The following is a 25,272-nucleotide window of genomic DNA, read 5'->3' on the forward strand; positions in this document are numbered from 1 at the left end:
TCGAGGTCGGGACAGGCGAACGATCAGCCGTTGAGCTGGATGTCCAGCTTCACGGTGCTGCCCTTGGGAAGGGTCTTTCCGGCCTTCGGATTCTGCTTGGTGACGACGACCGTGTCGCCGAAGCCCGGAAGGTCGCCCCATGCCGCGTACTCAGCCCTCAGGCCGACGTCCTCCAGCTCCTTCTTCGCCTCGGCCAGGGTCTTGCCGCCGACGTCCGGCACCTCGACCGGCTGAGGCCCGTCGGAGACGGTCAGGGTGATGGTGTCACCAGGCCGCCACAGGCCGCCGCCCTGCCGGTCAGAGTGCCGGATGACGTTGCCCTTCTTCACGTCGTCGCTCCACTTGTGGATGCGCTCGTCCGAAACCGTCAGACCCGCGTCCGTGAGCGTCTTGGCCGCCTTGTCGTCCGGCTGACCGATGACGTCGGGCAGGGCTCCCAGCGACACCTGCACAGTCGCCTGGTCGGCCTCGTGCACCGTGCATCCGGCCGCGCAGCCGAACGGCTTCGCGCCGTCGCGCGGTGTGATCCGCACGTTGATGACCTTGTCCCGTGCGGCGTCGGGAGTGAAGTACTCCTCGGACTGGTCGTCGACCTCGAGGTTGGCGCTCGTCAGGGCGGTGCGCACCTCGGACTCGCTCTTCCCGCCGAGGGCGGGCAACTCGTGCGAGGCGGGGCCGATCGACACGATGACGCGCACCTTCGCACCCTGATCGAGCCTCTCGCCCTTGCCCGGTTTGGTGTCGATCACGGTCCCCGCGGCGACGTCGACCGAGTTCTCGTCGCGCTGGATCGGGACGAATCCGTCCGCCTTCAGCGCCGCCGCGGCAGCGTCATAGGTCATACCGGCGACCTGAGGGACGGCGACCAGCGAACCGGGCCCGGATCCGAACCACCATCCGACGCCGCCGGCCAGCACCGCAAGGAGCAGGACGAGCGCCATCAGGAAGGCGCCGCGCGCCTTCCTGTGCGAGACCCGGCGTCGCAGCACGGTGGCGTTGTCGAGCTGCGCCGGGGGAGCGGCGATCGGCTCGGCGGACGCCGTCGGCCCGGTGAGGACACGGGTGACCGAGCCGGTGTCGGCGGAGGGGCCTCTCGGAGCCACCAGCGCCGCGGTGACCATCGGCTTCACATCGAGCTCGCGCTCGATGTCGCGCAGCCGGTCGAGCATTTCCTGCGCATCGACAGGACGCTCCTCGGGTGACTTCTCGGTGGCCCACAGCACGAGTTCGTCGAGCTGCTCGGGCACGGAGGAATTGCGCGCGCTGGGCCGCGGGACCTGCTCGGTGGCGTGCTGGAACGCGATCTGCATGGGCTGCTCGCCCTTGTAGGGCTGCTCGCCGACCAGCATCTCGTAGAGCATGATGCCGAGGGCGTAGATGTCGCTTCGGGCATCGGCCGTGCCGCGGGTGACCAGCTCCGGCGCGAGGTACGCGATGGTGCCGAGCAGCTGGGCGCCGGTCGCGGTGTTCGCGGTCGTGGCGCGCGCCAGACCGAAGTCACCGATCTTGATGCGGCCGTCCTCGGCGAGCAGCACGTTCTCGGGCTTGACATCGCGGTGCACGATTCCGGCGCGGTGCGCGGCGGCGAGACCGGAGAGCACGGCATCCATGATCGTGATGGTCTGCGGGATGCTGAGCCGCTTCTGCTCCTTGAGCAGTTCGCGCAGCGTGATGCCGGGGAGGTATTCCATCACCAGGTAGGCGAGCTCGCCGTCCTGGCCCTGGTCGAACACGTTGACCACGTGCGGGTCGGCGAGCCGTGCGGCCGCGCGCGCCTCCTGGATGAAACGGCTCTGGAACGCCGAGTCGTCGCTGAGGTGCGCGTGCATCACCTTCAGGGCGATGCGCCGCTCGAGGCGCAGGTCGGTGGCGACGTACACGGTGGCCATGCCACCGCGGGCGATACGCGCACGGACCCGGTATCTGCCGTCGACAAGCCGCCCGATGAGAGGGTCGGCCTGCTGACTGGTCACAGGGAAAGTCTAGGGAGGACTGCCTGTGTGACTCGGCAACGGCTCACCCCTGAGGCCGTCCTGTTACCCGAGCGCGGACAGCCAGCGGCGAGCCTGCTGCTCCCACTGCCCGTAGCGGTGCGCGTAGTCCGAGATCTGCACGGCCTGTGCGGCACCGCCGAAGCTCTTGCTCTGCCATCCGCGCACGTCGAGGAGACCACGAGACTTCTTGCCGTTCGGGTCGGATGCGCCCCCGTAGAAGACGCGGACGCTGCGCTCCGCGTTCATGATCTGCGCCTTCGTGCCCCATCCCTGGCTGGGGCGCTGCTGGAACAGACCGAGCGAATCACGGTCGCCGCCGTTCAGGTTGCGCATCGAGGACTCGACCATCGAGGTGGCCAGCGCGATCTGGATGCCGCGGTCCGGCACACCGAGCTGGCGGCCGACACGGATGATGAGTCTGGCGTTCGCGGTCTGCTGGGCGTCCAGTCGCGCGGAGCGCTGCGTGTCGGCGGGAAGGGTGAGCTTCAGCTTCTGCCCGGGGTAGATGATCGACGACGCACCGAGGTCGTTCGCCTCGAGGATCACCGCGACAGTGGTGCGGTACTTCTTCGCGATCGTGTACAGACTGTCGCCCGCGGCCACAGTGTGCGTCTTGGCTGCGGCCGGCTTCGCGGCCGGTCGCACCGCGGAGGCGGGTGCCGGCTTCGCGGCCTGCAGCACGAGCTTCTGCCCGGGGTAGATGATCGCCGACCCACCGAGGCGGTTCGCGGCGAGGATCGCGGAGACGGAGGTGCCGTACTTGCGGGCGATGCTGTAGACGGTGTCGCCCGTGGCGACGGTGTGCGTCTTGGCCGCGGCGGAGGCCGGTTTCGAGGCCGGCTTCGCCGCCGCCGGCCGGGCGGAGGCCGCGCCGGAGACGATGAGCCGCTGCCCGGGGTGGATGACGGCGGAAGCGCCGAGGTGGTTCGCGGCGAGGATCGCGGAGACGGAGGTGCCGTACTTCCGGGCGATCCCGTAGACGGTGTCGCCCTTGGCCACGGTGTGCGTCTTCGGCTTCACCGCAGCCGGCGCGGTGGCCGCGGGCCGCGCGGCAGCCGCAGGCTTCTTCAGTTTCAGCTTCTGCCCGGGATAGATCACCGACCGCGCCGTCATGCCGTTCCAGGCGAGGACGTCGGCGGTACGAAGGCCGTGCTTCTTCGCGATCGACCAGACGGTGTCGCCGGCGCGCACGGTGTACGAGGCGGGTGCGACGGCGGCCGGCGCGACGCGTGCGTGCATGGGCGTGGCCGACAGCTGGTGCGTCCCGGAGTGCTGCGGGACCAGGCCCTGGGGAGCCCTCGCGGAGACGGTGTCGGCGGATGCGGGAGCGACGGTCAGTGTCGCGGCGAGTGCCCCTACGGCGGCGGCGGAGACTCCGACGCTCAGGCCGCGTTCGCGTGCGGTAAAGGTACGCATTGTCAAGGACCCCCCTTGGTTTCGGCTTCTGACACGCTGACACGGTTGGTAACGGTTGTCAACAGAAGTGAAAGGTGTGAAGAATGTGAAAACTGTTCACCGACATCCCGCTTCGGCGCCGTGGCCGCGGTCGTGAGATAGTGGGCAGGTGTCCGAGAATTCCGCTGAGAGCACTGTCTGGCTGACCATCCCCGACCTCGCCGAGGCTCTCGACGAGACGCCGGGCCGGGTGCGGCGCCTGCTCGATGAGCACTATCTGATCGGTTCGCGTCGGAACGGTCCGGTCCAGGTTCCGGCGATCTTCATCGTCGACGGGCATCCGCTGCCTTCGCTGCGCGGCACGGTCATCGCGCTGCAGGATGCCGGCTTCGGCGACGACGAGGCGATCGACTGGCTGCTCGCCGAGGAGGAGACGCTCGGGCGCAGCCCGATCGCAGCACTGCTGGCCGGTCACAAGAGCGAGGTGCGGCGCATCGCGCGCACGCTCGCCTGAGTCCTAGCGGGTGCGACTCGTCGCGGCTCTGGCCAGATCACGGAGCTCGCCGACGGCGGTGTTGTCCAAGGGGGCACCCTTCAGAGCGCGATCCGCGCGCGCCGCGTGATCGGCGATCATCTCCTCCACGGAGGCCAGTGCGCCCGTGTCGGTGATCGTCGCCTGCAGCGACCTGATCTGCTCGTGGCTCAGTTCGGGGTCGCCGAGCATCTCGTCGAACACGGTCCTGGCCGAGGAGGACAGCGCGGCACGGGTGCGGGCGACCAGCACAGTGCGCTTGCCCTCGCGCAGATCGTCGCCCGCGGGCTTGCCGGTCACGGCCGCATCGCCGAACACGCCGAGCACGTCGTCGCGCAGCTGGAACGCGATGCCGACGGGATGCCCGAAGGCGCGCAGCGCCGCGAGCTGCTCGTCATCCGCCCCCGCGAAGGCCGCGCCGAGCACCAGCGGCTGCTCGACGCTGTAGCGGGCGGACTTCAGCGATGCGACACGAAGCGCGCGATCGGCGTGCTCGTCAGCGGGATGCACGCTCCACGCCGACTCCTCGGCGATGTCGAGCAGCTGTCCGACGGTGACGTCCCGGCGCATCCTCGCGTACTCGGCTCGCACGAGACGCGCGGAGGGGAGTCCGTCGATGGCCTGCTCCGCCAGATCGTCGCTCCACGCCACGAGCAGATCGCCGAGCAGAATCGCGGCGGATCGCCCGTACGCCTCGGCGTCGCCGCTCCATCCCGCGACTCGGTGGGTGTGCTCGAGGGCACGGTGCGCGGCGGGCATCCCGCGGCGCACGTCCGAGTTGTCGATGAGGTCGTCGTGCACGAGTGCCGCGGACTGGAAGATCTCGAGCGCCGCGCACAGATCCCACAGCGCGTCGCTCTCCGTCGCACGAGCGTCGCTGCGTCGTGCGACGGCGGCCCATCCTGTGCGGCAGAAGCTCGCGCGCAGCCGCTTGCCGCCCGCCAGTGTGGCCGCGGCCGCGTTGAGGAAGGCAGCCCCGTCCGGCCCGTACTCCGCGGCATCCGCCCTGCGTTCCGCGAGGAAGAGATCCAGGCGTGCGGCGACGGCTTCAGGAACTGTGGGGGAGGCGGACACGTTCACAGCCTAAGGTGCATACAGACACAGTCGATACGCAGGTGGTTATGGGCGAACGCTGGCCCGAGCGCGCTGCGCAAGAGTAAGATGAGAAGACGAACCCGAGGGGGATGGAAATGCCTCTTTCCGAACAGGAGCAGCGTCTGCTCGACGAGATGGAACGCCATCTCCTCCAGAACGACGCCGATGTCGTCACCGCGCCCTCGGGAGACCGATCGCTCAGCTATCGCAACCTGATCTACGGCGCTCTACTGCTGCTGGCAGGCATCGGCGGACTCATCGCCGCGGTCGCGCTCGGCGCACAGCTGGGCAGCGTGTTCAGCATCGTCGTGGGAGTCGTCGCGTTCCTCGCGATGCTCGCCGGCGTGATGCTCGCCTTCACGCCCGTGCGTCGCACCGGCACCCCCGCGCGGGACGACCGGCCGTCCCGCGGCTCCGACTCCTCGTCGTTCATGGATCGCATGAACGACCGGTGGGATCGCCGCCAGGAAGAGCGCTGACCCTCCACCTTCCCTCCACTCCACTCCACTGCCCCGGAATCCTTGAGATTCCGGGGTTTTTTCGTGCCCGCGAGCCGATGCGCGGCGGGCGTGGACAAGATTCGGGGTGGAATGTCGTAGGAAAGTGGAGAGAAGTGGAGTAAAGTGGGGCGCACCTCGAGTTGGCCGGATTCAGAGGGGGTGAAGGCCGATGCTTCTGGGTACCCACACGCCGAAACTGGACGACAAGGGAAGGGTCATCCTTCCTGCGAAGTTCCGCGAGGATCTCGCCGGCGGCATCGTGGTCACCCGTGGACAGGAGCGCTGCCTCTATGTCTTCAGCACCGCCGAGTTCGAGGAGTTGCACGAGAAGATCCGTCAGGCTCCGCTCAGCAACAAGCAGGCCCGCGACTTCCTGCGCATGTTCCTCTCCGGCGCCAGCGCCGAGATGCCGGACAGCCAGAACCGCATCACCCTTCCTGCGCACCTGCGGCAGTACGCCGGGCTCGGCAAGGAGCTCGTCGTCACCGGTGTCGGCGCCCACGCCGAGATCTGGGACGCCGCCGCGTGGAACGACTACCTCGCCTCCAACGAGGAGAGCTACGCAGACCTCGAGCAGGAGGTGATTCCCGGCCTGTTCTGACCACGGCTGTGATGCCCCGCCGCTCCGCCCCGACACACTTCCCCGGTGCCGGGTCGAGCGGAGGGGAATCAGAGCCGGAGGTCACCTCACACGACAGGACCCGAAAGATCATGAGCCTCCGCGACATCCACATCCCCGTCATGCTCGACCGCTGCGTCGAGCTCCTCGCTCCCGCGCTCGAGCGCGACGGCGCCGTCCTCGTCGATGCCACGCTCGGCATGGGCGGTCACTCCGAGGCGTTCCTCGAGCGATTCCCGAACATCCGCCTGATCGGGCTCGATCGCGACACCGACGCGCTGCGCATCGCGGGGGAGCGGCTCGCCCCGTTCGGCGACCGGGTCACCCTGGTGCACACCGTGTACGACGAGATCGGCCTGCACGCGCAGGGCGCATCGGCGATGCTGTTCGACCTCGGCGTCTCCTCCCTGCAGCTGGACGAGGCGGAGCGCGGCTTCGCCTACTCCAAGGACGCTCCGCTGGACATGCGGATGGACCAGACCAAGGGCATCACCGCCGCCGAGGTCCTGGCCACCTACAGCGAGGGCAATCTGCGCCGCATCTTCGAACGCTACGGCGAGGAGAAGCTCGCCGCGCGCTACGCGCGGTTCATCGTCGCCTCTCGCGACCAGCATCCGCTGGTCCGCTCCGGTGAGCTCGTCGACCTGCTGATCGAGGCGACCCCGGCGGCCGCCCAACGCGCGGGGCATCCCGCCAAGCGGGTGTTCCAGGCGCTGCGCATCGAGGTCAACGCCGAGTTGAACGTACTCGCGGACGCCATCCCGGCGGCAATGGACGCCCTTGCCGTCGGCGGGCGCATCGCCGTCATGTCGTACCAATCGCTGGAGGACCGCCTGGTGAAGCAGGCCTTCGCCGCCGCTGCGGCCTCCACAGCCCCCGCCGGCCTTCCGGTGGAGCTGCCCGAACACGCGCCGCGCTTCCGCATCCTCACCAAGGGTGCGGAGCAGGCCACCGAAGAAGAACGCGCGCGCAACCCGCGCGCGATCCCCGTGCGTCTGCGCGCGGCCGAGAAGATCAGGGAGGCGACATGAGCCTGAACGCGCTCCGCGCCGAACCCCGCGAGAAGCCGGAATCCGCTTCCGAACGCCGCCTGCACGCCGTGAGCGCGCCCGGGCGCAGGCGCCGACCACGACTCGCCTACGCGCTGCTGGCGGTCGGCGGCGTCGCCCTGATCGGCATCGCGCAGATGGCGCTCTCGCTGGCATCGACGCAGGATTCCTTCGTCCTGGCCGACCTGAACGCCAAGCAGCACGCGCTCAGCCTCGAGAAGCAGGCGATGCAGGACGAACTCGTCGGGCTCAGCTCGCCGCAGTCGCTCGCCAGCAAGGCGGCATCCCTCGGTCTGGTCGTCGCCGGCAGCGCGTCCTACCTCCGGCTCAGCGACGGAGCCGTGCTCGGCGTGAAAGACGGTGCGGGCTGGGTCTCGACGGTCGACCCGAACGGGTCCACCAAGGTCGGCAACGCCCTGATCGATGCACCGAAGGCGGCGGATCCCACGACCAAGGGCGGCGCGGCATCCGGCGCCGCCGGCGAGGATGCCGCGGACGCGGATGCCGCGGAGAAGAAGCCCGAGTCGAACCTGCCGCCGTCCCTGGACGACGGCCTGCCCATCCCGCAGACGCACTGAAGAAAACAACCGGACGGAGCCGTAGATGACCACCCGCGCAACCCGCAGCCCGCGTCGCCGCACGGTGGTCGCCCTCGCCGTGGTGCTCGCCGTGCTCGGCGCCTTCGTCGTGCGCCTGGTCGATATCCAGGTCGTGCGCGCCGACGAGCACGTCGAGGACTCCCGCAAGACGGGCAACCTCGGCAGCACCCAGCCGGTCGCGGGCAACCGCGGCGACATCGTCGACGAGAACGGCACTGTGCTCGCCTCGAGCAAGCTCGTCTACGACGCGGTGCTGGATCCCAAGCTCATCGTGACGATGGAGAAGGACCCGAAGAAGGCCCCGAAGATGCTCTGGTCCGAGGCCAGCGAGAAGATTGCGGCAATCACCGGCCAGACGCCGGAGCAGGTGCGCAAGATCGCAGCGGACAAGTACGCCGAGAACCCGGAGTCGCAGTGGGCTCCCCTTAAGGAGGGCCTCTCCACCGAGCAGTACCTCGAGCTGAAGGATCTCGGCATCGCCCCTCGCCTCTCGATGACCTCGCGGGCCGTGCGGGTGTACCCCAACGGCGCGGTCGGCGGCAACCTGGTCGGCTTCGTGAACAGCAACGGCGCGGGCTACGGTGTCGAGAAGATGGAAGCGCAGTGCCTCGCGCCGCGCAACGGCGAGCGCACCTACCTGCGCGGAAAGAACGGCGTGATCGTCCCCGGCAGCGACCGCGAGACCCCCGCCGTCGACGGCGGCACCGTGAAGCTCACCATCGACAGTGATCTGGAGTGGTACCTCTCGCAGATGATCGCCGAAGAGGCGAAGCAGCAGGGTGCGAAGTCCGCCACGGCGACCGTGGTCGAGGTGAAGACGGGCAAGATCCGCGCAGCGGCCCAGTACCCTGCGCTCGACCCGAACAACGTCGACGGCACCCCGATGAACTACTGGCGCTCGCAGATCTTCTCGCACACCTACGAGCCCGGCTCCACGTTCAAGCCGGTCACGGCGGCGACGCTGATCGAAGAGGGTGCAGTGACCCCGAGCAGTGTCGTCACGGCGAAGAGCCGCGAGCGATTCCCGAACGGTGCGAACATCGGCGACGCTTTCCCGCACCCGCTGTACCATTACACGCTCGCGGGGGCGCTGATCGACTCGTCCAACGTGGCGCTGTCGAAGTTCGGCTCGAAGGTCTCGCCGCAGGTCCGCTACGACTACCTGAAGAAGTTCGGCGTCGGGACGCCGACCGCGATCGATTTCCCCGGACAGGAGACCGGCGGCGTGCGCAACCCGAGCGTCAAGCCCTGGGACGCGCAGTCGCTGTATGCGACGACGTTCGGTCAGGCCTTCGAGGTGACGCCGATCCAGGTGGCCAGTGCCTACCAGACGCTCGCGAACGGCGGGGAGCACATCGACCTGAGCCTCGTCGAGTCGTGCACCGACCGTGACGGCGTCGAGCACACCACCGACGTGAAGAAGAATCGAGTGGTCTCACCGGACACAGCAGCCCAGGTGCGCCGCATGCTGGAGAACGTCGCAGTGCAGGGCGGGCTCTCCGAGAGGGTGAAGGTCCCCGGGTACCGGATCGGCATCAAGACGGGCACCGCGGAGGTCGCGAACGGCAAGGGCGGCTACAAGTCGGGGCTGTACTACACCTCGATCCTGGGTGTCGCGCCGATCGAGGATCCGCAGTACGTGGTCATGATCACGATGGAGGAGCCGACTAGGATTACCTCGTCAGCAGCAACCGCGCCCGCTCTGCAGAAGGCGCTCACCCAGGTGCTGAAGACCTACCGCGTCGCCCCGTCGTCCAAGCCGATGGAGGCGCCCCTCCCCAAGTTCGGCGAATGAGCCGCCGGACGCGCAGCCGGTACTGGAGTTCGTCATGATCGCCCTGTCCCTCGCCGAGATCACCTCCTTCATCGGGGGTGAACTGCGGCTGTACGGCTCCGACACACCGGACACCGTCGTGTCGGGTGTCGTCGACACCGATTCCCGCAAGATGGCGCCCGGCGCCGTCTTCGTCGCGAAGCCGGGGGAGGTCACCGACGGGCACCGCTTCGTCGGCTCGGCCGTCGAGGCCGGCGCCGTGCTCGCGATCGTCGAGCACCCCGTCGACGAGCCCGTGACCCAGATCGTCGTCTCCGACGTGATCGAGGCGATCGCCGCGCTCGCGAAGGAGGTCGTGGCGCGCGTGCGTGCGAAGGGCGACCTGCGGATCGTCGGCATCACCGGCTCGAACGGCAAGACGACCACGAAGAACTTCATCGCCCGCATCCTGCAGGACGAGGGCGAGACGGTGGCGCCCATCAACTCGTACAACAACGAGGTCGGAGCTCCGATCACGATGCTGCGGGTGACCGACACCACGAAGTTCCTGGTGAGCGAGTTCGGCGCGTCCGGCGCCGGCAGCATCGCCAGGCTCGCCGGGCTCGTCGAACCGGACGTCGTCGTCGTGCTTATGGTGGGCCTCGCGCACGCCGGAGGCTTCGGCGGCATCGAGCGGACCGCGCAGGCGAAGGCCGAGCTCATCGAGGCGGCCCGCTCCGGCGGGACCGCGGTGCTCAACGTGGACGATCCCCGGGTTGCAGCGATGCGGCCGCTCGCCGACTCGCGCGGCATGACCGTGATCGGCTTCGGCCGGACGGACGCCGCGGATCTGCGGGCATCCGACGTCGAGGTCTCAGCCACCGGGACGACCTGCGTCGTCCACGCCGGTGGCGAGGAGCTGCCGCTGCGGATGCAGGTGCTCGGCGAGCACCACGTGTCCAACGCTCTCGCAGCGATCGCGGTGACCGGTGCGCTCGGCGTGCCGGCGTCCACTGCCATCGCCCGTCTCGAGACGGTCGAGATCGCCGAGCGCTGGCGGATGCAGCCGATGGGCGGCGACCGGGTGCGGATCATCAACGACGCGTACAACGCGAGCCCCGATGCCATGGCGGCCGCCCTGCGGACGCTGGCGCAGATCGCCGCACCGGGGCAGCGCACCGTCGCAGTGCTGGGCGCGATGAGCGAGCTGGGCGAGGCGGACGGTGAGGAACACGACCGCATCGGCCTGCTCGCGGTGCGGCTGAACATCCAGCGCATCGTCGTCGTCGGCACCGAGGCGCGGCGGTTGTTCCTGGCTGTTGTCGGCGAGGGGTCCTGGGACGGCGAGGCCGTGCATCTGCCCGATCAGGACGCCGCATTCGAGTACCTGGCCGGTGAGTTGCGCGACGGCGATCTGGTGCTCGTGAAGTCATCCAATTCCGCGGGACTCAGGTTTCTCGGCGATCGTCTGGGAGAATCGTTCTCGTGAGGTCCCTGCTTATGGCGGCGGCGATATCGCTCGCCTTCTCGCTCTTCCTGACCCCCGTCTTCCTCCGTCTGTTCCGGAAGCTCGGCTGGGGGCAGGTGATCCGCACCCCCGAGGACATCGCGAACCCGAGCCACGGTCACAAGCGCGGCACGCCCAGCATGGGCGGGCTGATCTTCATCGCCGGAACGGTCATCGGCTACTTCACCGGCGTCTACGCCGGCGGCAACGAACCGGGCCTGTCGGCGATCCTGGTGCTCTGGCTGATGGTCGGCTTCGGCGTCGTCGGCTTCATCGACGACTACATGAAGGTGCGCAGCCAGCGCAGCCTCGGCCTGTCCGGATGGCGCAAGATCATCGGCCAGCTGATCGTGCTGATCCCGTTCGGCATCGTCGCTCTCGCGCCGGCGTTCCAGAACTCCTACGGGCAGACTCCCGCCAGCAGCTACGTGTCGCTGTTCCGCGACATCCCGTGGCTGAACCTGATGGCCTTCGGCACGATCCTCGGCTGGATCCTCTATCTGGCCTGGATCTCGCTCATCGGCGTCGCGACCTCGAACAGCGTGAACCTCACCGACGGGCTGGACGGCCTCGCCGCGGGCGCCGGGGTGTTCGTGGTCGGCTCGTACGGCCTGATCGCGTTCTGGCAGTACAAGCAGTCCTGCATCGGTCTGGCCGTCGCCGGCTGCTACGAGGTGCGTGAGCCGCTGAACCTCGCGTGGGTGGCAGCGGCGTTCACCGGCAGCCTGATCGGCTTCCTGTGGTGGAACGCACCCAAGGCGAAGGTCTTCATGGGCGACGTAGGATCGATGGCGATCGGCGGCGTGGTCGCCGCGATGGCGATCCTGACCCGCACCGAGCTGCTGCTGCTGATCATCGCCGGCGTGTTCGTGCTCTCCAGCGGCTCCGTCATCCTGCAGCGGCTGTACTTCAAGATCACCCGCGGCAAGCGGCTGTTCCTGATGAGCCCGTTCCACCACCATCTCGAGATGCGCGGCTGGCAGGAGGTCACGATCGTCGTGCGCCTCTGGATCATCGCCGGTCTCCTCGCGTCCTCCGCCGTCGGTCTGTTCTACGTCGACTGGCTGACGCACTCATGAGCGCGCGTCTGGAGGGCCTGACCAGCTGGAACGCGGACTGGGCGGGCCTGCGGGTCGCCGTGCTGGGCCTGTCGACGACGGGGTTCTCGGTCGCCGACACTCTCACCGAGCTCGGCGCCGAGGTTCTCGTGCTCTCCGAATCGGCATCCGAGGAGTACCAGCGGCTGCTGCCCGTCATCGGTGCCAGGCTCGAACTCGGCTCGCTCGCCGAGCCACCGACGACGCTCATCGAGTTCGCCCCCGACGTGGTGATCGCCTCGCCCGGGTTCCCGCCCTCGCATCCGGTGATCCGGTGGACGCAGGATGCCGGGATCGCCCTGTGGGGCGACGTCGAACTCGCCTGGCGTGTGCGTGACAAGGTCGTGCGCGAGGACGGCACTCCGGCGGACTGGGTGCTGATCACCGGCACGAACGGCAAGACCACCACCACGCAGATCACCGCGACGCTGCTTGCCGCGGGCGGGCTGCGCGCGGCGCCGTGCGGCAACATCGGCGTGCCGGTGCTCGACGCGGTGCGCGACCCCGGCGGCTTCGACGTGCTCGTCGTCGAGCTCTCCAGCCACCAGCTCTGGTATCTGGGCCTGGCCTCGCCCGAGGCGCAGCTCTCACCGCATGCCGCGGTCTGCCTGAACCTCGCCGATGACCACCTCGTCTGGCACGGCAGCGCCCAGGCCTACCGCGACGCGAAGGCGCTGGTGTACCGCAACACGCGTGTCGCTTGTGTCTACAACAAGGCCGATGAGGCGACCAGGCTGATGGTTGAGGAGGCGGATGTCGTCGAGGGGGCGCGAGCGATCGGGTTCGATCTCGGCACGCCCGGCCCCAGCGACCTGGGCGTCGTCGACGGCATCGTCGTCGACCGCGCCTTCCTGGACGACCGTCGCAACAGTGCGCTCGAGCTGACCACGCTCGATGACCTGCGCCGCGTCGGTCTGTCCGCGCCACACATCGTGCAGAACATCCTCGCGGCCTCGGCCCTGGCGCGCTCGTTGGGCACGGAGCCGGACACGATCCATCGTGCACTTCAGGCGTTCCGCCTCGACGCGCACCGGATCCAGGTCGTGGCCGAGCACGCGGGCATCACCTGGGTGGACGACTCCAAAGCGACGAACCCGCACGCCGCGGCATCCTCCCTTCGTGCCTATCCCGGCGCGGTCTGGGTGGTCGGAGGCGACCTCAAGGGCGTCGACATCTCGGAGCTGGTCGCCGAGGTCGGCGGCACCGCCGGCGCGGCGATCGTGATCGGCGTCGACCGTGATCCGGTCCTGACGGCATTCCGGCGACACGCGCCGAGCGTGCCGGTCTACGAGGTCATCCCCACGGACACTGGAGAGGTCATGACCCGCGTCGTCGAACTGGCGACGGGGATCGCGGACCACGGGGGCACGGTTCTGCTGGCTCCCGCGGCAGCATCCTTCGACCAGTTCAGCAGCTACGCGGATCGCGGCCACCGCTTCGCCGAGGCGGTGCGGGACTGGATCGACCGGGGGAGCGCTGATGACGCAGACGCCTCACCCGCGGCGCACTGAGTCCGCTCCGGCAGGTCCCTCACGCAGCGGTCTCGCCGCGCGCGTCTCGCTCGGCCGGCTGTTCCAGCCGGTGCCGATGGAGTTCCTGCTGATCTCGTTCTCGGCGCTGCTGCTGACGGTGTTCGGGCTGGTCATGGTGCTCTCCGCCACCAGCGCGACCACCAAGGGTCCGCTGGACGAGGTCATGAAGCAAGGGATGTTCGCGGTGGTCGGAATCCCGCTGATGTTCCTCATGAGCCGGATGTCGGTGAGCACGCTCAAGAAGCTCGCCTGGCCGGGGCTCGTGCTGGCGATCCTGCTGCAGCTGCTGGTGTTCGTGCCGGGGCTCGGCATCGAGTCGGGCGGAAACCGCAACTGGGTCGGAATCGCCGGCTTCACCGTGCAGCCCTCGGAGTTCCTCAAGCTCGCCCTGGCCGTCTGGGTCGCGTTCGTGCTGCTGCGCAAGCAGACGCGCCTGAACACGTGGCACCAGGTGTTCATCCCCGTCGTCCCCGTCACGGTACTCGCCGTCGGTACCGTGGTCGCCGGCAACGACCTCGGCACCGCGATGGTGATGGTGCTCATCGTGCTCGGCTGCCTGTTCTTCTCGGGGGTGAGGCTGCGGCTGTTCATCCTGCCGATGCTGCTCGGCGTCGTCGCGGTCCTCGGCTACGCGCTCACCAGCGACAACCGGATGAAGCGCATCCTCGCGGCGTTCAACCCCGAGGACTGCGACATCTCCAACGAGTGCTACCAGGCGACCCACGGCATGTGGGGCATGGCATCGGGCGGTGTCTTCGGCGTCGGACTCGGCAACTCGCAGGAGAAGTACGGCTGGCTGCCTGCCGCGGCCAACGACTACATCTTCGCGATCGTCGGCGAGGAGCTGGGGCTGATCGGCTGCGTGCTCGTGCTCGGTCTCTTCACCGCTTTCGCCGTGGGCGCGTTCCACGTGATCCGCAAGACGAACGACCCGTTCATCCGCGTCGCGGCCGGCGGTATCACGCTGTGGATCGTCGGGCAGGCGCTGTTCAACATCGGCGTCGTCATCCGCATCTTCCCTGTGATGGGCGTGCCGCTGCCGTTCATGTCGCAGGGAGGCACCGCGCTGCTCTCCGTGCTGCTCGCGTGCGGGGTACTGCTGTCCTTCGCCCGCACGCTCCCGGTGTCCGGCGCGGCGCAGGCGCCGCCGGAGCGCGCACAGGGTACTCCGCGGCGGGCTCGGGCGCGCACGGGTACCATCGCTGGGTGACCACGTACCTACTCGCCGGCGGGGGCACCGCCGGCCACGTCAATCCGCTGCTCGCCGTCGCCGACCTGCTCCGCGAGCGCGACGAGGCGACGGTCCTGGTGCTGGGCACCAAGGAGGGACTCGAGGCCCGGCTGGTCCCCGAGCGCGGCTACGAGCTGCTCATCGTGGACAAGGTGCCGTTCCCGCGTCGTCCGAACAGGCAGGCCGCCGCCTTCCCCGGCAGATTCCGCAAGGCGATCGCGCAGGTGCGCGCGCACATCCGTGATCACGGTGTGGACGTCGTCGTGGGTTTCGGCGGCTACGCGTCGGCTCCCGCCTACGTCGCGGCGCGGCGCGAGGGCGTGCCGTTCGTCGTGCACGAGGCCAACGCGAAGCCCGGCCTCGCGAACGTGCTCGGCGCCCGCCGTGCGGCCGGCGTGGGCGTCGTCTTCGAGGGGACGCCGCTCAAGCGCGGAGAGGTCGTCGGCATGCCCCTGCGCCGTGAGGTCGTCGAACTCGACCGTGCGGCCGCGCGTGACGAGGCCGCCGAGCTCTTCGGACTCGACCCGGCGAAGCCGGTGCTGCTCGTGTTCGGCGGCTCGCTCGGCGCGCAGCGCCTGAACGAGGCTCTGGCCGGATCCTGGGCCGACGTGCTGGCCGCGGACTGGCAGCTGCTGCACGCGACGGGGGAGCGCGGCGAGTGGATCGACCCCGAGGTGCCCGGCTACGCCATGCGTCGTTACCTGGACCGCATGGACCTCGCCTTCGCCGTCGCGGACGTCATCGTCTCGAGGGCGGGGGCCGCGACCGTCAGCGAGGTCTCAGCACTCGGCATTCCTGCCGTCTACGTGCCGTACGCGGTCGGCAACGGCGAACAGCGTCTGAATGCGGCATCCGCGGTGGATGCCGGTGCAGCCATCCTGCTGGACGACGCGACCTTCGATGCCGACACCGTGCGCGACCGGGTGATCCCTCTGCTGCGCGACCCCGCGCGCATCTCGGCGATGGCGGCCGCCGCCGAGAAGGTCGGCACCCGCAGCGGGGCCGAGAACGTCGTGGCGATGATCGACCGTGCCCTCGAGGACGACGGTGCGGGTCGCTGAGCGCTCCCCGCAGACCGCAAAAGTAGACTGAGCAGGACATGATCAGACCCGACCTCTCCCTCCCGATCCCCGAGACCATCGAATCCGCGCACTTCATCGGAATCGGCGGCTCCGGCATGAGCGGGCTGGCCCGCATGTTCCTCGACGCCGGCATCCGCGTGTCCGGCTCCGACCGCGCCGACAGTGCCAACCTGCGCGCTCTCGCCGCTGCCGGTGCGACTGTGCACGTCGGCCACGACGCCGCACACCTCGGTGACGCCGACACCGTGGTGCACACCGGTGCGATCTGGCCGGAGAACCCGGAGTTCGTCCTGGCGAAGGAGCGCGGGCTGCACGTCATCCACCGCTCCCAGGCGCTGCACTGGCTGATCGGCGCGCGCCGTCTGGTCTCGGTCGCCGGAGCGCACGGCAAGACCAGCTCGACCGGCATGATCGTCACCGCGCTGCAGGCGCTCGGCGCCGACCCGAACTTCGTCAACGGCGGAGTCATCGAGCAGCTCGGCATCTCCAGCTCCTCCGGCGCGGATGACCTGTTCGTCATCGAGGCCGACGAGTCCGACGGCACGTTCCTGCTCTACAACACCTCCATCGCGCTGATCACGAACGTCGACCCCGACCACCTCGACTTCTTCGGCTCCGAGGACGCCTTCTACGACGCCTTCGTGCGGTTCGGCAACGAGGCGTCCGAGGCCGTGGTTATCTCCAGCGACGACGCGGGCGCGCTGCGTGTGCACGCCGGGCTCACGCATCCGAACGTCATCACGTTCGGCGAGGCGGACGACGCCGACGTGCGCGTCGCCGACATCATGACCGAGGGGCCCGTCGCGGCCACGATCGTGCACGGCGCGGACAGCGCGCGGATGCAGCTCGCCGTGCCCGGAGCACACAACGCGATCAACGCCGCCGGCGCAGTGGCGGTGCTGCTGACGCTCGGACACGCACTGCCCGACGCCGTCAAGGCGGTCGAGGGCTTCGCCGGCACGGTCCGGCGGCTCGAGCTGCACGGCGCCGAGCGCGGCGTGCGGGTCTACGACGACTACTCGCACCACCCGACCGAGGTGCGCGCAGCGCTGCAGGCGATGCGCACGCTCACCGACGGTGGTCGGCTGATCGCGATCCAGCAGCCGCACACCTACTCGCGCACGCAGCACATGTACCGGGAGTTCGCCGAGGTGCTCGAGCAGTACGCCGACCACACGGTCATGCTCGATGTGTACGGCGCGCGCGAGGATCCGGTGCCCGGAGTGACCGGTGAGCTGGTCTCCGGCGCTTTCGCCGATCCCGCGCACGTGCACTATGTCGCCGACTGGCAGGCTGCTGCGGACTACACCGCAGACTTCGCCCGCGACGGCGATGTCGTGGTGACGCTCGGCTGCGGCAACGTCTACCAGATCATCCCGCAGGTGCTCGACTCCCTCCGGCGGACTCCGGAGGCCTGATGCGACGCCCGGCACCGATTCCGGCCTCGGAGGAGCAGGCGCGTCAGCCGGTCCCGTCCGAGCCGGTGCGGCAGCCGGTGCCGCTGCGTGGCGAGGCATCCGAGTCCCGCGACCATGACGAGACGGCGCCGCTCGATCCGATCGATCCGACCGGGTCCGCCGAGGCGGCCCAGGTCAGCGGAGCCGATGTCTGGCGCGCGGCCCGGGCGCGGCGCAGGGCGCTGCGGGCGGAGATCCGGCGCTTCACCTCGCGGTCCCGACGACGCCGCACGATCTGGCTCACATCGATCAGCCTGGTCGTGCTGGTCGTGGTGGGCACCTTCGCCGCGGCGTACAGCCCCCTGTTCGCGGTCGAGGACATCTCCGTCGAGGGAGCGAAGACGCTCGACCCGCAGAAGGTCGAGCAGGTGCTGTCCGGTGAGATCGGGAAGCCGCTCGCGCTCGTGGACGACAGCGCGGTGAAGTCGGCCCTGATGTCGTTCCCGCTGATCGAGACCTACGCCCTCGAGGTGCATCCTCCGCACGGACTCACAGTCCGCATCGTCGAGCGCACGCCGATCGGCGTGCTCCGCACGGAAGCGGGATACACGCTGGTCGACGCGGCGGGCGTCGCCCTCGCCACGACGGATGCTCGCCCGGAGGGGCAGCCGCTCCTCGCCATCACAGGGGGAGCGGGCACGCCGGCGTTCGAGAGCGCCGGGCTCGTGGTGCGTTCGCTTCCGGCCGAGGTCCGAGCGGCGCTCACCGATGTGCGCGCGGCGACACCCGACAGCGTCACGCTCGTTCTCAAGGACGGCAAGACGATCCTGTGGGGGAGTGCGGAGGACTCCTCGGCGAAATCCGTCATTCTGTCGAAACTGATGGCCAAGAATCCGAAATCACGGACATTCGACGTGTCCTCTCCGACCGTTCCCGTGGTCGGCTGAGCCCTCAGGATGCCGCACCGCACCATCTGCGCGGTCGATAGCGGCGAAACGCCGTGTCGCTTGCGCGCGCATCGACGGTCGCCGCTTACGTTCATTCCTGAGAACGCAATACCGGGAAATACTTTATACCTCTAGTTGAGGTTTAAGGTTCACATTCTTCAGGCTCTACATAACGGAGGCCGGCCATGAGCCAGAACCAGAACTACCTCGCCGTGATCAAGGTCGTCGGCGTCGGCGGTGGCGGTGTCAACGCCGTCAACCGCATGATCGAGCTCGGCCTGCGCGGTGTCGAGTTCATCGCCGTGAACACCGACGCACAGGCACTGCTGATGAGCGATGCCGACGTCAAGCTCGACGTCGGGCGCGAGCTCACCCGCGGTCTCGGCGCCGGCGCCGATCCCGAGGTGGGTCGTCGCGCCGCCGAGGACCACGCGGAGGAGATCGAGCAGGCGCTCACCGGCGCTGACATGGTCTTCGTCACCGCGGGTGAGGGCGGCGGAACCGGAACGGGCGGTGCGCCCGTCGTGGCACGGATCGCGAAGTCGATCGGCGCCCTGACCATCGGCGTCGTCACCAAGCCGTTCTCGTTCGAGGGTCGTCGCCGCCAGAGCCAGGCCGAGGCCGGCGTCGCGAAGCTGAAGGAAGAGGTCGACACGCTCATCGTGGTGCCGAACGACCGCCTCCTCGAGATCAGCGATCGCGGCATCTCGATGATCGAGGCGTTCGCCACGGCCGACCAGGTGCTCCTCGCCGGTGTGCAGGGCATCACCGACCTGATCACGACGCCCGGTCTGATCAACCTCGACTTCGCCGACGTCAAGTCGGTGATGCAGGGGGCGGGTTCCGCGCTGATGGGCATCGGCTCCGCACGCGGTGCGGACCGGGCCATCAAGGCCGCCGAGCTGGCCGTCGAGTCGCCGCTGCTGGAGGCGTCCATCGAGGGCGCGCACGGTGTGCTGCTGTCGATCCAGGGTGGATCGAACCTCGGCATCTTCGAGATCCACGATGCGGCCGACCTCGTCAAGGAGGCCGCGCACCCCGAGGCGAACATCATCTTCGGTACGGTCATCGATGACACCCTGGGCGACGAGGTGCGCGTGACGGTGATCGCTGCCGGCTTCGACGGTGGCGAGCCCACGCAGCGCCTCGAGCCGATGGTCATCGAGCGCCCGGCGGCTCCGCTGCCCGAGGTCCAGGTCGAGAAGCCCGAGGCCGTCGCCCCGGTGGAGGAGAAGAAGGTCGTCGTTCCGGCGATGAGCTTCGAGCCCGCCGTCGACGACGACAGCGACCTCGACATCCCCGAATTCCTGAAGTGACGACTCGTCGCGCGGTCGCGATCGCCCCCGGTGATGCGACCGCGCGACACGCCCGGATGATCGGCGGGCGAATCACCGATCTGCACCCCGACCGGGGTTAACCTCGAACCAGGCCCAGACGATCAACCGGAGGACACGATGGGAAACCCGCTGAAGAAGACCATGGTGTATCTCGGCCTCGCCGATGAGGAAGAGGTCTACGAGGACGAGGCACCGCAGCACGCGGCGCCCGCAGCGCGACCGCCGCGTGAGCGCGAGCGCGAGGAGCAGGCTCCCGCCCCGGTCACCCCCCTGCGTCGGCCGACGGCCGTCCGTCAGCCCGCTGGAGGCGCCGTGAACGAGATCCTGACCGTGCATCCGAAGCAGTACCGCGATGCCCAGCTGATCGCCGAGAACTTCCGCGACGGCATCCCGGTGATCATCAACCTCTCGCAGATGAGCGATGCCGACGCCCGCCGTCTGATCGACTTCGCGAGTGGACTGTCGCTGGGGCTGTACGGACGGATCGAGCGGGTCACCAGCAAGGTCTTCCTGCTGTCGCCCGAGAACATCGCCGTCTCCGGACATGGCGGCATCGCCCAGGCGGACACCGCCGGGTTCGATCAGTCCTGACCGCGACCGGCCTTGGAGATCTTGGGCGTAGTCGGCGGCATCCTCGACCTGCTTCTGCTGCTGTACATGCTGGTGCTGTTCGCCCGGCTGATACTCGACTACATCCCGCTGTTCAACCGTGAATGGCGCCCGAAGGGCGCCGGTCTGGTCATCGCGGAGTTCATCTACACCATTACGGATCCGCCGATCCGCATGTTCCGCCGGCTGATCCCGCCGCTGCGCATCGGGACGCTCGCGCTCGACTTCGGGTGGACGCTCACCCTGCTGTGCGTGCTCATCCTGATGTCGATCGTGCGTGCCGTCTTCCCCTGAGTGACCGCCGTCACAGGTCACAGGCGGGGGGACTATGCTGGCACCCAGGCGCGCGCCCCGGGTACGCGCCAACGATATTCATCGCCAGTGCTCGACATCTGGCGCATCGCACTCATCGAAAGAGGAGCCACCCATGGCACTGTCCCCGGATGACGTCGTCCACAAGGAGTTCCAGCACGTTCGCTTCAAGGACGGATTCGACCCGGACGAGGTCGATGACTTCCTCGACGAGATCGTCATCGAGTGGCGCAAGGCCCTCGAGGAGAACGTCGAGCTGAAGGCCAAGCTGGCGGCTTACGAATCCGGTGAGCGCGCTGCCGCCCCTGCCGCGTCGGCTCCTGCTGCATCGGCTCCTGCTGCGGCTCCCATCTCGCACGAGGTCGCGGGTTCCGCGACCGCGACCGCCGGCATCATCGAGCTCGCGCAGCGTCTGCACGACGAGCACGTCGCCGAGGGCGAGGCCAAGCGCCAGCAGCTCATCGCCGACGCTCAGACCGAGGTCGAGCGCATCCGCCGCGACGCCGAGGCGAAGCAGCGTGAGCAGTCCGCGCGTCTCGAGCGCGAGCGCAACACGCTCGAGGGTCGCATCACCGAGCTCCGCGAGTTCGAGCGCGACTACCGCTCCAAGCTGCGCAGCCTGATCGAGGGTCAGCTCCGCGACCTCGACCAGCGTGCGGCGTCGAACGACTCGACCCCGGTCTCGGCCATCGGACTGTAAGTCGTTGGCACGTCGTCCCCTTCGTCGGTCGGCGGCTGGTGCGATCGTCGCGATTCTCGCGGCGGTGGTGCTGGCCGCCGATCAGTTTGTGAAGTACCTGACCATCACGTACCTGCCGTACGGTGAGCCGGTGCCCGTGCTGGGCGAGTTCCTGCAGCTGATCTACGTGCGCAACCCCGGGGCGGCGTTCTCGATCGGCAAGGGCGCCACCTGGATCTTCACGATCGCTCTGGCGATCGTGGCCGTGGTGATCGTCTGGAAGGCCTTCGGCCTGCGTTCGCGGCTCTGGGCCGTGGTTCTCGGATGCCTGCTGGGCGGTGTCCTCGGAAATCTGACCGACCGGGTGTTCCGCGACCCTGGATTCCCTGTGGGGCACGTCGTCGACATGATCTCGATGCCGTGGATGATGCCCGCGATCTTCAACGTCGCCGACATCTTCATCGTGACCGGCATGATCTCGGTCGCTCTGCTGGTGCTCCTCGGACTGCGGTTCGACGGAACCCGCGAGCGCGACCACGAGGCCGCCGAGAAGGCCGAGGCCGAGCAGGCGGCGGCTGACGGTGCCGCCACAGACGCGCCGGCCTCATCGGAGGGCTGAGCGTGGAATCGCGCACGCTGCCCGTTCCGGACGGGCTGGACGGCGCCAGGGTCGATGCGGCGCTGGCCAAGATGCTGGGCTTCTCCCGGACCTTCGCGGCCGAAGTCGCCGAGGCCGGCGGTGTCGCCCTCGACGGCGTGACACTCGGCAAATCCGACCGTCTGCGCGGCGGGGGATGGCTCGAGATCAGCTGGCAGCCGAAGGAGGAGCCGCGCATCGTGCCGATCGCGGTACCCGAGCTGGGCATCGTGTACGACGACGATGACATCGTCGTGGTGGACAAGCCCACAGGCGTCGCCGCGCACCCTTCGCTGGGCTGGGAGGGCCCGACCGTGGTCGGGGCCCTCGCCGCCGCAGGGTTCCGCATCGCCACGACCGGCGCCGCCGAGCGGCAGGGCGTCGTGCACCGCCTCGACGTGGGCACCAGCGGGCTGATGGTCGTCGCGAAGACCGAGACCGCCTACACGGCCCTGAAGCGCGCCTTCAAGGAACGCACGGTCGAGAAGATCTACCACGCCGTCGTGCAGGGGCATCCCGACCCGCTGGTGGGCACGATCGACGCGCCGATCGGACGGCATCCGCACCACCAGTGGAAGTTCGCCGTGGTTCCCGACGGCAAGCCCTCCGTGACGCATTACGAGACGCTGGAGGCGTTCCCCGGTGCCTCGCTGCTCGAGATCCACCTCGAGACCGGTCGCACGCACCAGATCCGCGTCCACATGGCCGCGCACCGGCATCCATGCGTCGGCGATCCGCTCTACGGTGCCGATCCGAAGATGGCGGAGCGTCTCGGCCTGACCCGGCAGTGGCTGCATGCGCACCGGCTCGCGTTCACCCACCCGACGACGGGGGAGTGGGTCGAGTTCGAGTCGGCGTACCCGGCCGACTTCCAGCACGCACTGGACATCCTCCGCGGCGAGTGATGTCGGATGCCGCTGGCAAGATGTCGGCATGCGCATCGATGTTCGCCCTGCCACCGAGTTCGACGACGTCGCCCTGCTGGTCGGGCCGAAGAACCCGACGTCGAACGTCTGCTTCTGCCTGAGCTATCGCATCGGCAACAAGGAGAACGTCTCGCTGCGCGGCGCCGAGCGCGCCGAGCGCGTGCGTGAGCTGTGCCATCAGGACCCGCCGCCCGGTGTGATCGCCTACGGTGACGGAGAGCCGGTGGGCTGGGCGGCGCTGCATCCGCGCCGAGACACAAGCTTCGCGCGCAATCGTCTCATCCCGCACATCGACGACCTCGACGTGTGGTCGCTGTGGTGCTTCCGGGTGCGGCCCGGACACCGCAGACAGGGCGTCACGCACGCGCTGATCGACGGCGCGGTCGCATATGCGCGGGAGCGCGGTGCACCGGCGATCGAGGGATACCCGGTCGACAACGGCGGAGACAGGGTGAATCTCACCATGGCCTACGTCGGCACGCGGTCGCTGTTCGAGTCCGCGGGCTTCACCAAGGCCGCGGACACCGGATCGGTGCTCGACGGCTTTCCCCGGGTGCTGATGCGGCTCGACCTCAGCTGAGCCTCAGAACTCCGCTCCCCGGGCTGCGGCGACCGCCGCCTCGAGGGAACGCTCCAGGAAGGCGACCACGGCATCGCGGTCGGCGTCCTCGTCGACCGCCAGGGTGACGAAGATCTCCTCGGCGAACGACACCCAGGCCCGAAGCGTGATCCGCAGTGCACGGGAGTCCGGCTCGCCGGCCTCGACGAGAGCCTCGAGCAGGTGTGCAGCGTTCCGCTCACGCGATTGGTCGACGACCGCGCGCACGGCCGGATCGCCACTGGCGACGCCGCGCACCAGCGAGAAGAACGTGCCGCGATGCTCGCGCACGAACATCGCGATGCGCTCCAGTGTGTCGCGGACGCGCTCGCGCGGCGGCAGTTCCGGCCGCGGTTCGGTGGCGGTCAGCAGCGCATCCCGCGCGGTCGTGACGACCGCCCGGTGCATGCCCTGTCGCGTCTCGAAGTAGTGGAAGATCAGCGCGCGGGAGACTCCGGCGCGTTCGGCGAGCTCGTCGATCGTCAGCTCGTCCAGCGGATGGTCGCTGAGGAAGTTCACGCCGGTGGCGACGAGCTGGGCGCGGCGCTCATCCGGTGTGAGGCGGACACGACGCTCGACGGGCATGTCGAAATCCTATCGGCGGATGTTATTGACTATGAGTCAATGGGGGTTATGCTCGTAGTCGCGTCAACGAGGATGCTCACCCCAGGAGGATCGATGAAGAAGCCCACCATGAAGTTCTCGAAGCTGACCACCACGCACGGCGGGCGCATCGCGCTGGCCGCCGTCCCGGTCGGGATCGCCGCCGCGGTCCTGATGGGAGGAGTGGCACAGGGACAGGTCCCGGTCTCGTTCGCCGTGTCCGGCAGTCAGTTCCAGATCAGCGCGAGCCAGCTGGAGGGCACCGGATTCTCGCAGTACGCCGGAGTCGCGACCGACTCGGAGGGCGGCAAGCACACCGTCGCCATCGCGAACATCAAGAGCGCTACCCTGGCGAACCTCTGCCAGGCCGTCGTCACCGAAACGCCGATGGGCAAGGTCGGCGTGCTGATCAAGGCCGGTGGCGGCGACACCCCGGCATCCGCCTCGGACCTGCAGATCGGCATGACGGGCCTGAAGGGCGACGCGTCGTTCGGCAACATCCGCATCGGCGTGGACGCCTCGACCGTCAGCACGAAGGAGAAGGGCACTGCGGGCGACTTCGCCCAGGACGCCGACACCGTCTCGATCAAGGGTCTTCAGCAGACGGCATGGAGCACGCAGGCCTCGGTGTTCACACTGACCGGAATGAGCCTGGAGCTGACGGACGGATCAAAGGGATGCTTCTGAGCGGAGCCCACCCGATGACCGACAGCGAGGACTTGGACGGCACGATGTCGTCGCGGCGCGAGCGCCGCGCGTCCGCGCGCGCCGAAGAGGATGCTGCGGAGCTCGATTCGCTGCTCGCGGATGCAGAGGTGGAAGTGGCCCAGCCGGATGCCGGCGCACAGCCCAACGGGTGGCAGCGCTTCCGCGGCTGGGCGAAGCGCCGGCCGTTCATCGGCGGGCTGCTCGTCGTGATCGCGGGCTTCGAGATGTTCTTCTCCGGTCAGCTCGACATCGGCCACCTGCATGTGCAGCTCGGCATCGAGGGGCTGCAGGCGACCATCATCCCGATCGCGCTGGTGCTGCTCGGGATCCTCGCGATATTCATGCCTGTGCACCACGTGTTCTACGGCGTGCTGGCACTCGCCGTCGCGCTGTATTCGCTGATCGGCGTGAACCTCGGCGGCTTCCTCATCGGCATGATCCTGGCTTCGGTCGGCGGCGTGCTGGTCGTCGCCTGGATGCCACGGAAGCACGCGGCGGAGGCCGACGAAGAGGTCGCCTCGTGACGGCTCGCCG

General features: G+C 68.8%; 26 protein-coding genes. 22 read left to right on the forward strand and 4 right to left on the reverse strand.

What is annotated here, in order from left to right; all coding sequences use genetic code 11:
* Positions 1-23 precede the first annotated feature (23 nt).
* Together pknB and ACFVAE_RS00360 are read right to left on the reverse strand one after the other, a co-directional pair.
* Positions 24-1,973, reverse strand: coding sequence for a Stk1 family PASTA domain-containing Ser/Thr kinase (pknB, locus tag ACFVAE_RS00355; protein ID WP_378886937.1), 1,950 nt, complete (start codon positions 1,971-1,973; stop codon positions 24-26).
* A 63-nt stretch (positions 1,974-2,036) separates the two neighbouring features.
* A complete protein-coding gene (locus ACFVAE_RS00360; protein ID WP_378886938.1) occupies positions 2,037-3,410 on the reverse strand; it encodes a LysM peptidoglycan-binding domain-containing protein in 1,374 nt (457 codons plus the stop codon).
* 148 nt (positions 3,411-3,558) lie between these two features.
* On the opposite strand from ACFVAE_RS00360, the gene ACFVAE_RS00365 reads away from it, so the two are divergent.
* A complete protein-coding gene (locus ACFVAE_RS00365) occupies positions 3,559-3,903 on the forward strand; it encodes an Rv2175c family DNA-binding protein (protein WP_378886939.1) in 345 nt (114 codons plus the stop codon).
* Positions 3,904-3,906: 3 nt separating this feature from the next.
* On the opposite strand, the gene ACFVAE_RS00370 is transcribed toward ACFVAE_RS00365, so the two are convergent.
* Positions 3,907-4,995, reverse strand: coding sequence for a polyprenyl synthetase family protein (locus ACFVAE_RS00370; protein ID WP_378886940.1), 1,089 nt, complete (start codon positions 4,993-4,995; stop codon positions 3,907-3,909).
* A gap of 116 nt (positions 4,996-5,111) precedes the next feature.
* On the opposite strand from ACFVAE_RS00370, the gene ACFVAE_RS00375 reads away from it, so the two are divergent.
* From ACFVAE_RS00375 to ACFVAE_RS00465, 19 genes are all read left to right on the forward strand, one after another.
* Positions 5,112-5,495 carry a DUF3040 domain-containing protein gene (locus tag ACFVAE_RS00375; RefSeq protein ID WP_378886941.1) on the forward strand — a complete coding sequence of 128 codons (384 nt, stop codon included), beginning with the start codon at positions 5,112-5,114 and terminating at the stop codon, positions 5,493-5,495.
* Between the two features lie 190 nt (positions 5,496-5,685).
* Entirely contained in the window at positions 5,686-6,117 is a 432-nt protein-coding gene (gene mraZ, locus ACFVAE_RS00380; RefSeq protein ID WP_378859807.1) for a division/cell wall cluster transcriptional repressor MraZ, read from the forward strand.
* Between the two features lie 110 nt (positions 6,118-6,227).
* A complete protein-coding gene (gene rsmH / locus ACFVAE_RS00385) occupies positions 6,228-7,166 on the forward strand; it encodes a 16S rRNA (cytosine(1402)-N(4))-methyltransferase RsmH (RefSeq protein WP_378886942.1) in 939 nt (312 codons plus the stop codon).
* Positions 7,163-7,762 (forward strand): hypothetical protein, encoded by a 600-nt coding sequence (locus ACFVAE_RS00390; RefSeq protein WP_378886943.1) that lies wholly within the window; start codon positions 7,163-7,165, stop codon positions 7,760-7,762. Before rsmH ends, ACFVAE_RS00390 begins: the two co-directional genes overlap by 4 nt.
* Before the next feature lie 25 nt (positions 7,763-7,787).
* The gene (locus ACFVAE_RS00395; protein WP_378886944.1) at positions 7,788-9,578 is read left to right on the forward strand and encodes a peptidoglycan D,D-transpeptidase FtsI family protein; all 1,791 of its coding nucleotides are present in this window, start codon (positions 7,788-7,790) and stop codon (positions 9,576-9,578) included.
* 34 nt (positions 9,579-9,612) lie between these two features.
* Positions 9,613-11,025 (forward strand): UDP-N-acetylmuramoyl-tripeptide--D-alanyl-D-alanine ligase, encoded by a 1,413-nt coding sequence (murF, locus tag ACFVAE_RS00400; RefSeq protein ID WP_378886945.1) that lies wholly within the window; start codon positions 9,613-9,615, stop codon positions 11,023-11,025.
* On the forward strand, positions 11,022-12,122 hold the full coding sequence (gene mraY / locus ACFVAE_RS00405) for a phospho-N-acetylmuramoyl-pentapeptide-transferase (RefSeq protein WP_378886946.1): 1,101 nt from the start codon (positions 11,022-11,024) through the stop codon (positions 12,120-12,122). The genes murF and mraY overlap by 4 nt, the downstream gene beginning before the upstream one ends.
* The gene (gene murD, locus ACFVAE_RS00410; RefSeq protein WP_378886947.1) at positions 12,119-13,651 is read left to right on the forward strand and encodes a UDP-N-acetylmuramoyl-L-alanine--D-glutamate ligase; all 1,533 of its coding nucleotides are present in this window, start codon (positions 12,119-12,121) and stop codon (positions 13,649-13,651) included. The genes mraY and murD overlap by 4 nt, the downstream gene beginning before the upstream one ends.
* Positions 13,620-14,882 (forward strand): putative lipid II flippase FtsW, encoded by a 1,263-nt coding sequence (gene ftsW / locus ACFVAE_RS00415; protein ID WP_378886948.1) that lies wholly within the window; start codon positions 13,620-13,622, stop codon positions 14,880-14,882. Before murD ends, ftsW begins: the two co-directional genes overlap by 32 nt.
* Positions 14,879-15,964, forward strand: coding sequence for a glycosyltransferase (locus ACFVAE_RS00420; RefSeq protein ID WP_378886949.1), 1,086 nt, complete (start codon positions 14,879-14,881; stop codon positions 15,962-15,964). The genes ftsW and ACFVAE_RS00420 overlap by 4 nt, the downstream gene beginning before the upstream one ends.
* A gap of 38 nt (positions 15,965-16,002) precedes the next feature.
* Positions 16,003-17,403, forward strand: a complete 1,401-nt coding sequence (murC, locus tag ACFVAE_RS00425) for a UDP-N-acetylmuramate--L-alanine ligase (protein ID WP_378886950.1) — start codon at positions 16,003-16,005, stop codon at positions 17,401-17,403.
* The gene (locus tag ACFVAE_RS00430; RefSeq protein ID WP_378886951.1) at positions 17,403-18,329 is read left to right on the forward strand and encodes an FtsQ-type POTRA domain-containing protein; all 927 of its coding nucleotides are present in this window, start codon (positions 17,403-17,405) and stop codon (positions 18,327-18,329) included. Before murC ends, ACFVAE_RS00430 begins: the two co-directional genes overlap by 1 nt.
* Before the next feature lie 185 nt (positions 18,330-18,514).
* On the forward strand, positions 18,515-19,645 hold the full coding sequence (gene ftsZ / locus ACFVAE_RS00435; RefSeq protein ID WP_378886952.1) for a cell division protein FtsZ: 1,131 nt from the start codon (positions 18,515-18,517) through the stop codon (positions 19,643-19,645).
* 138 nt (positions 19,646-19,783) lie between these two features.
* Positions 19,784-20,257: a cell division protein SepF gene (locus ACFVAE_RS00440; RefSeq protein WP_378886953.1), complete on the forward strand. Its 474-nt coding sequence runs from the start codon at positions 19,784-19,786 to the stop codon at positions 20,255-20,257.
* Positions 20,258-20,269: 12 nt separating this feature from the next.
* Positions 20,270-20,569, forward strand: coding sequence for a YggT family protein (locus ACFVAE_RS00445; protein WP_378886954.1), 300 nt, complete (start codon positions 20,270-20,272; stop codon positions 20,567-20,569).
* A gap of 133 nt (positions 20,570-20,702) precedes the next feature.
* Positions 20,703-21,287 carry a DivIVA domain-containing protein gene (locus tag ACFVAE_RS00450; RefSeq protein WP_378886955.1) on the forward strand — a complete coding sequence of 195 codons (585 nt, stop codon included), beginning with the start codon at positions 20,703-20,705 and terminating at the stop codon, positions 21,285-21,287.
* Between the two features lie 4 nt (positions 21,288-21,291).
* Positions 21,292-21,885, forward strand: coding sequence for a signal peptidase II (gene lspA, locus ACFVAE_RS00455; RefSeq protein WP_378886956.1), 594 nt, complete (start codon positions 21,292-21,294; stop codon positions 21,883-21,885).
* Positions 21,886-21,887: 2 nt separating this feature from the next.
* Positions 21,888-22,808: an RluA family pseudouridine synthase gene (locus ACFVAE_RS00460; RefSeq protein WP_378886957.1), complete on the forward strand. Its 921-nt coding sequence runs from the start codon at positions 21,888-21,890 to the stop codon at positions 22,806-22,808.
* A gap of 28 nt (positions 22,809-22,836) precedes the next feature.
* Entirely contained in the window at positions 22,837-23,409 is a 573-nt protein-coding gene (locus tag ACFVAE_RS00465; RefSeq protein ID WP_378886958.1) for a GNAT family N-acetyltransferase, read from the forward strand.
* A 3-nt stretch (positions 23,410-23,412) separates the two neighbouring features.
* On the opposite strand, the gene ACFVAE_RS00470 is transcribed toward ACFVAE_RS00465, so the two are convergent.
* Entirely contained in the window at positions 23,413-24,012 is a 600-nt protein-coding gene (locus ACFVAE_RS00470) for a TetR/AcrR family transcriptional regulator (protein WP_378886959.1), read from the reverse strand.
* Between the two features lie 108 nt (positions 24,013-24,120).
* Here ACFVAE_RS00470 and ACFVAE_RS00475 point away from each other — a divergent pair, with 108 nt between their 5' ends.
* The gene (locus ACFVAE_RS00475; protein ID WP_378890420.1) at positions 24,121-24,717 is read left to right on the forward strand and encodes a DUF6230 family protein; all 597 of its coding nucleotides are present in this window, start codon (positions 24,121-24,123) and stop codon (positions 24,715-24,717) included.
* 14 nt (positions 24,718-24,731) lie between these two features.
* Entirely contained in the window at positions 24,732-25,262 is a 531-nt protein-coding gene (locus tag ACFVAE_RS00480) for a DUF6114 domain-containing protein (RefSeq protein ID WP_378886960.1), read from the forward strand.
* The last annotated feature ends 10 nt before the right edge of the window (positions 25,263-25,272 follow it).

The sequence above is a fragment of the Microbacterium sp. NPDC057659 genome, assembly GCF_042799915.1.
GTDB lineage: Bacteria > Actinomycetota > Actinomycetes > Actinomycetales > Microbacteriaceae > Microbacterium.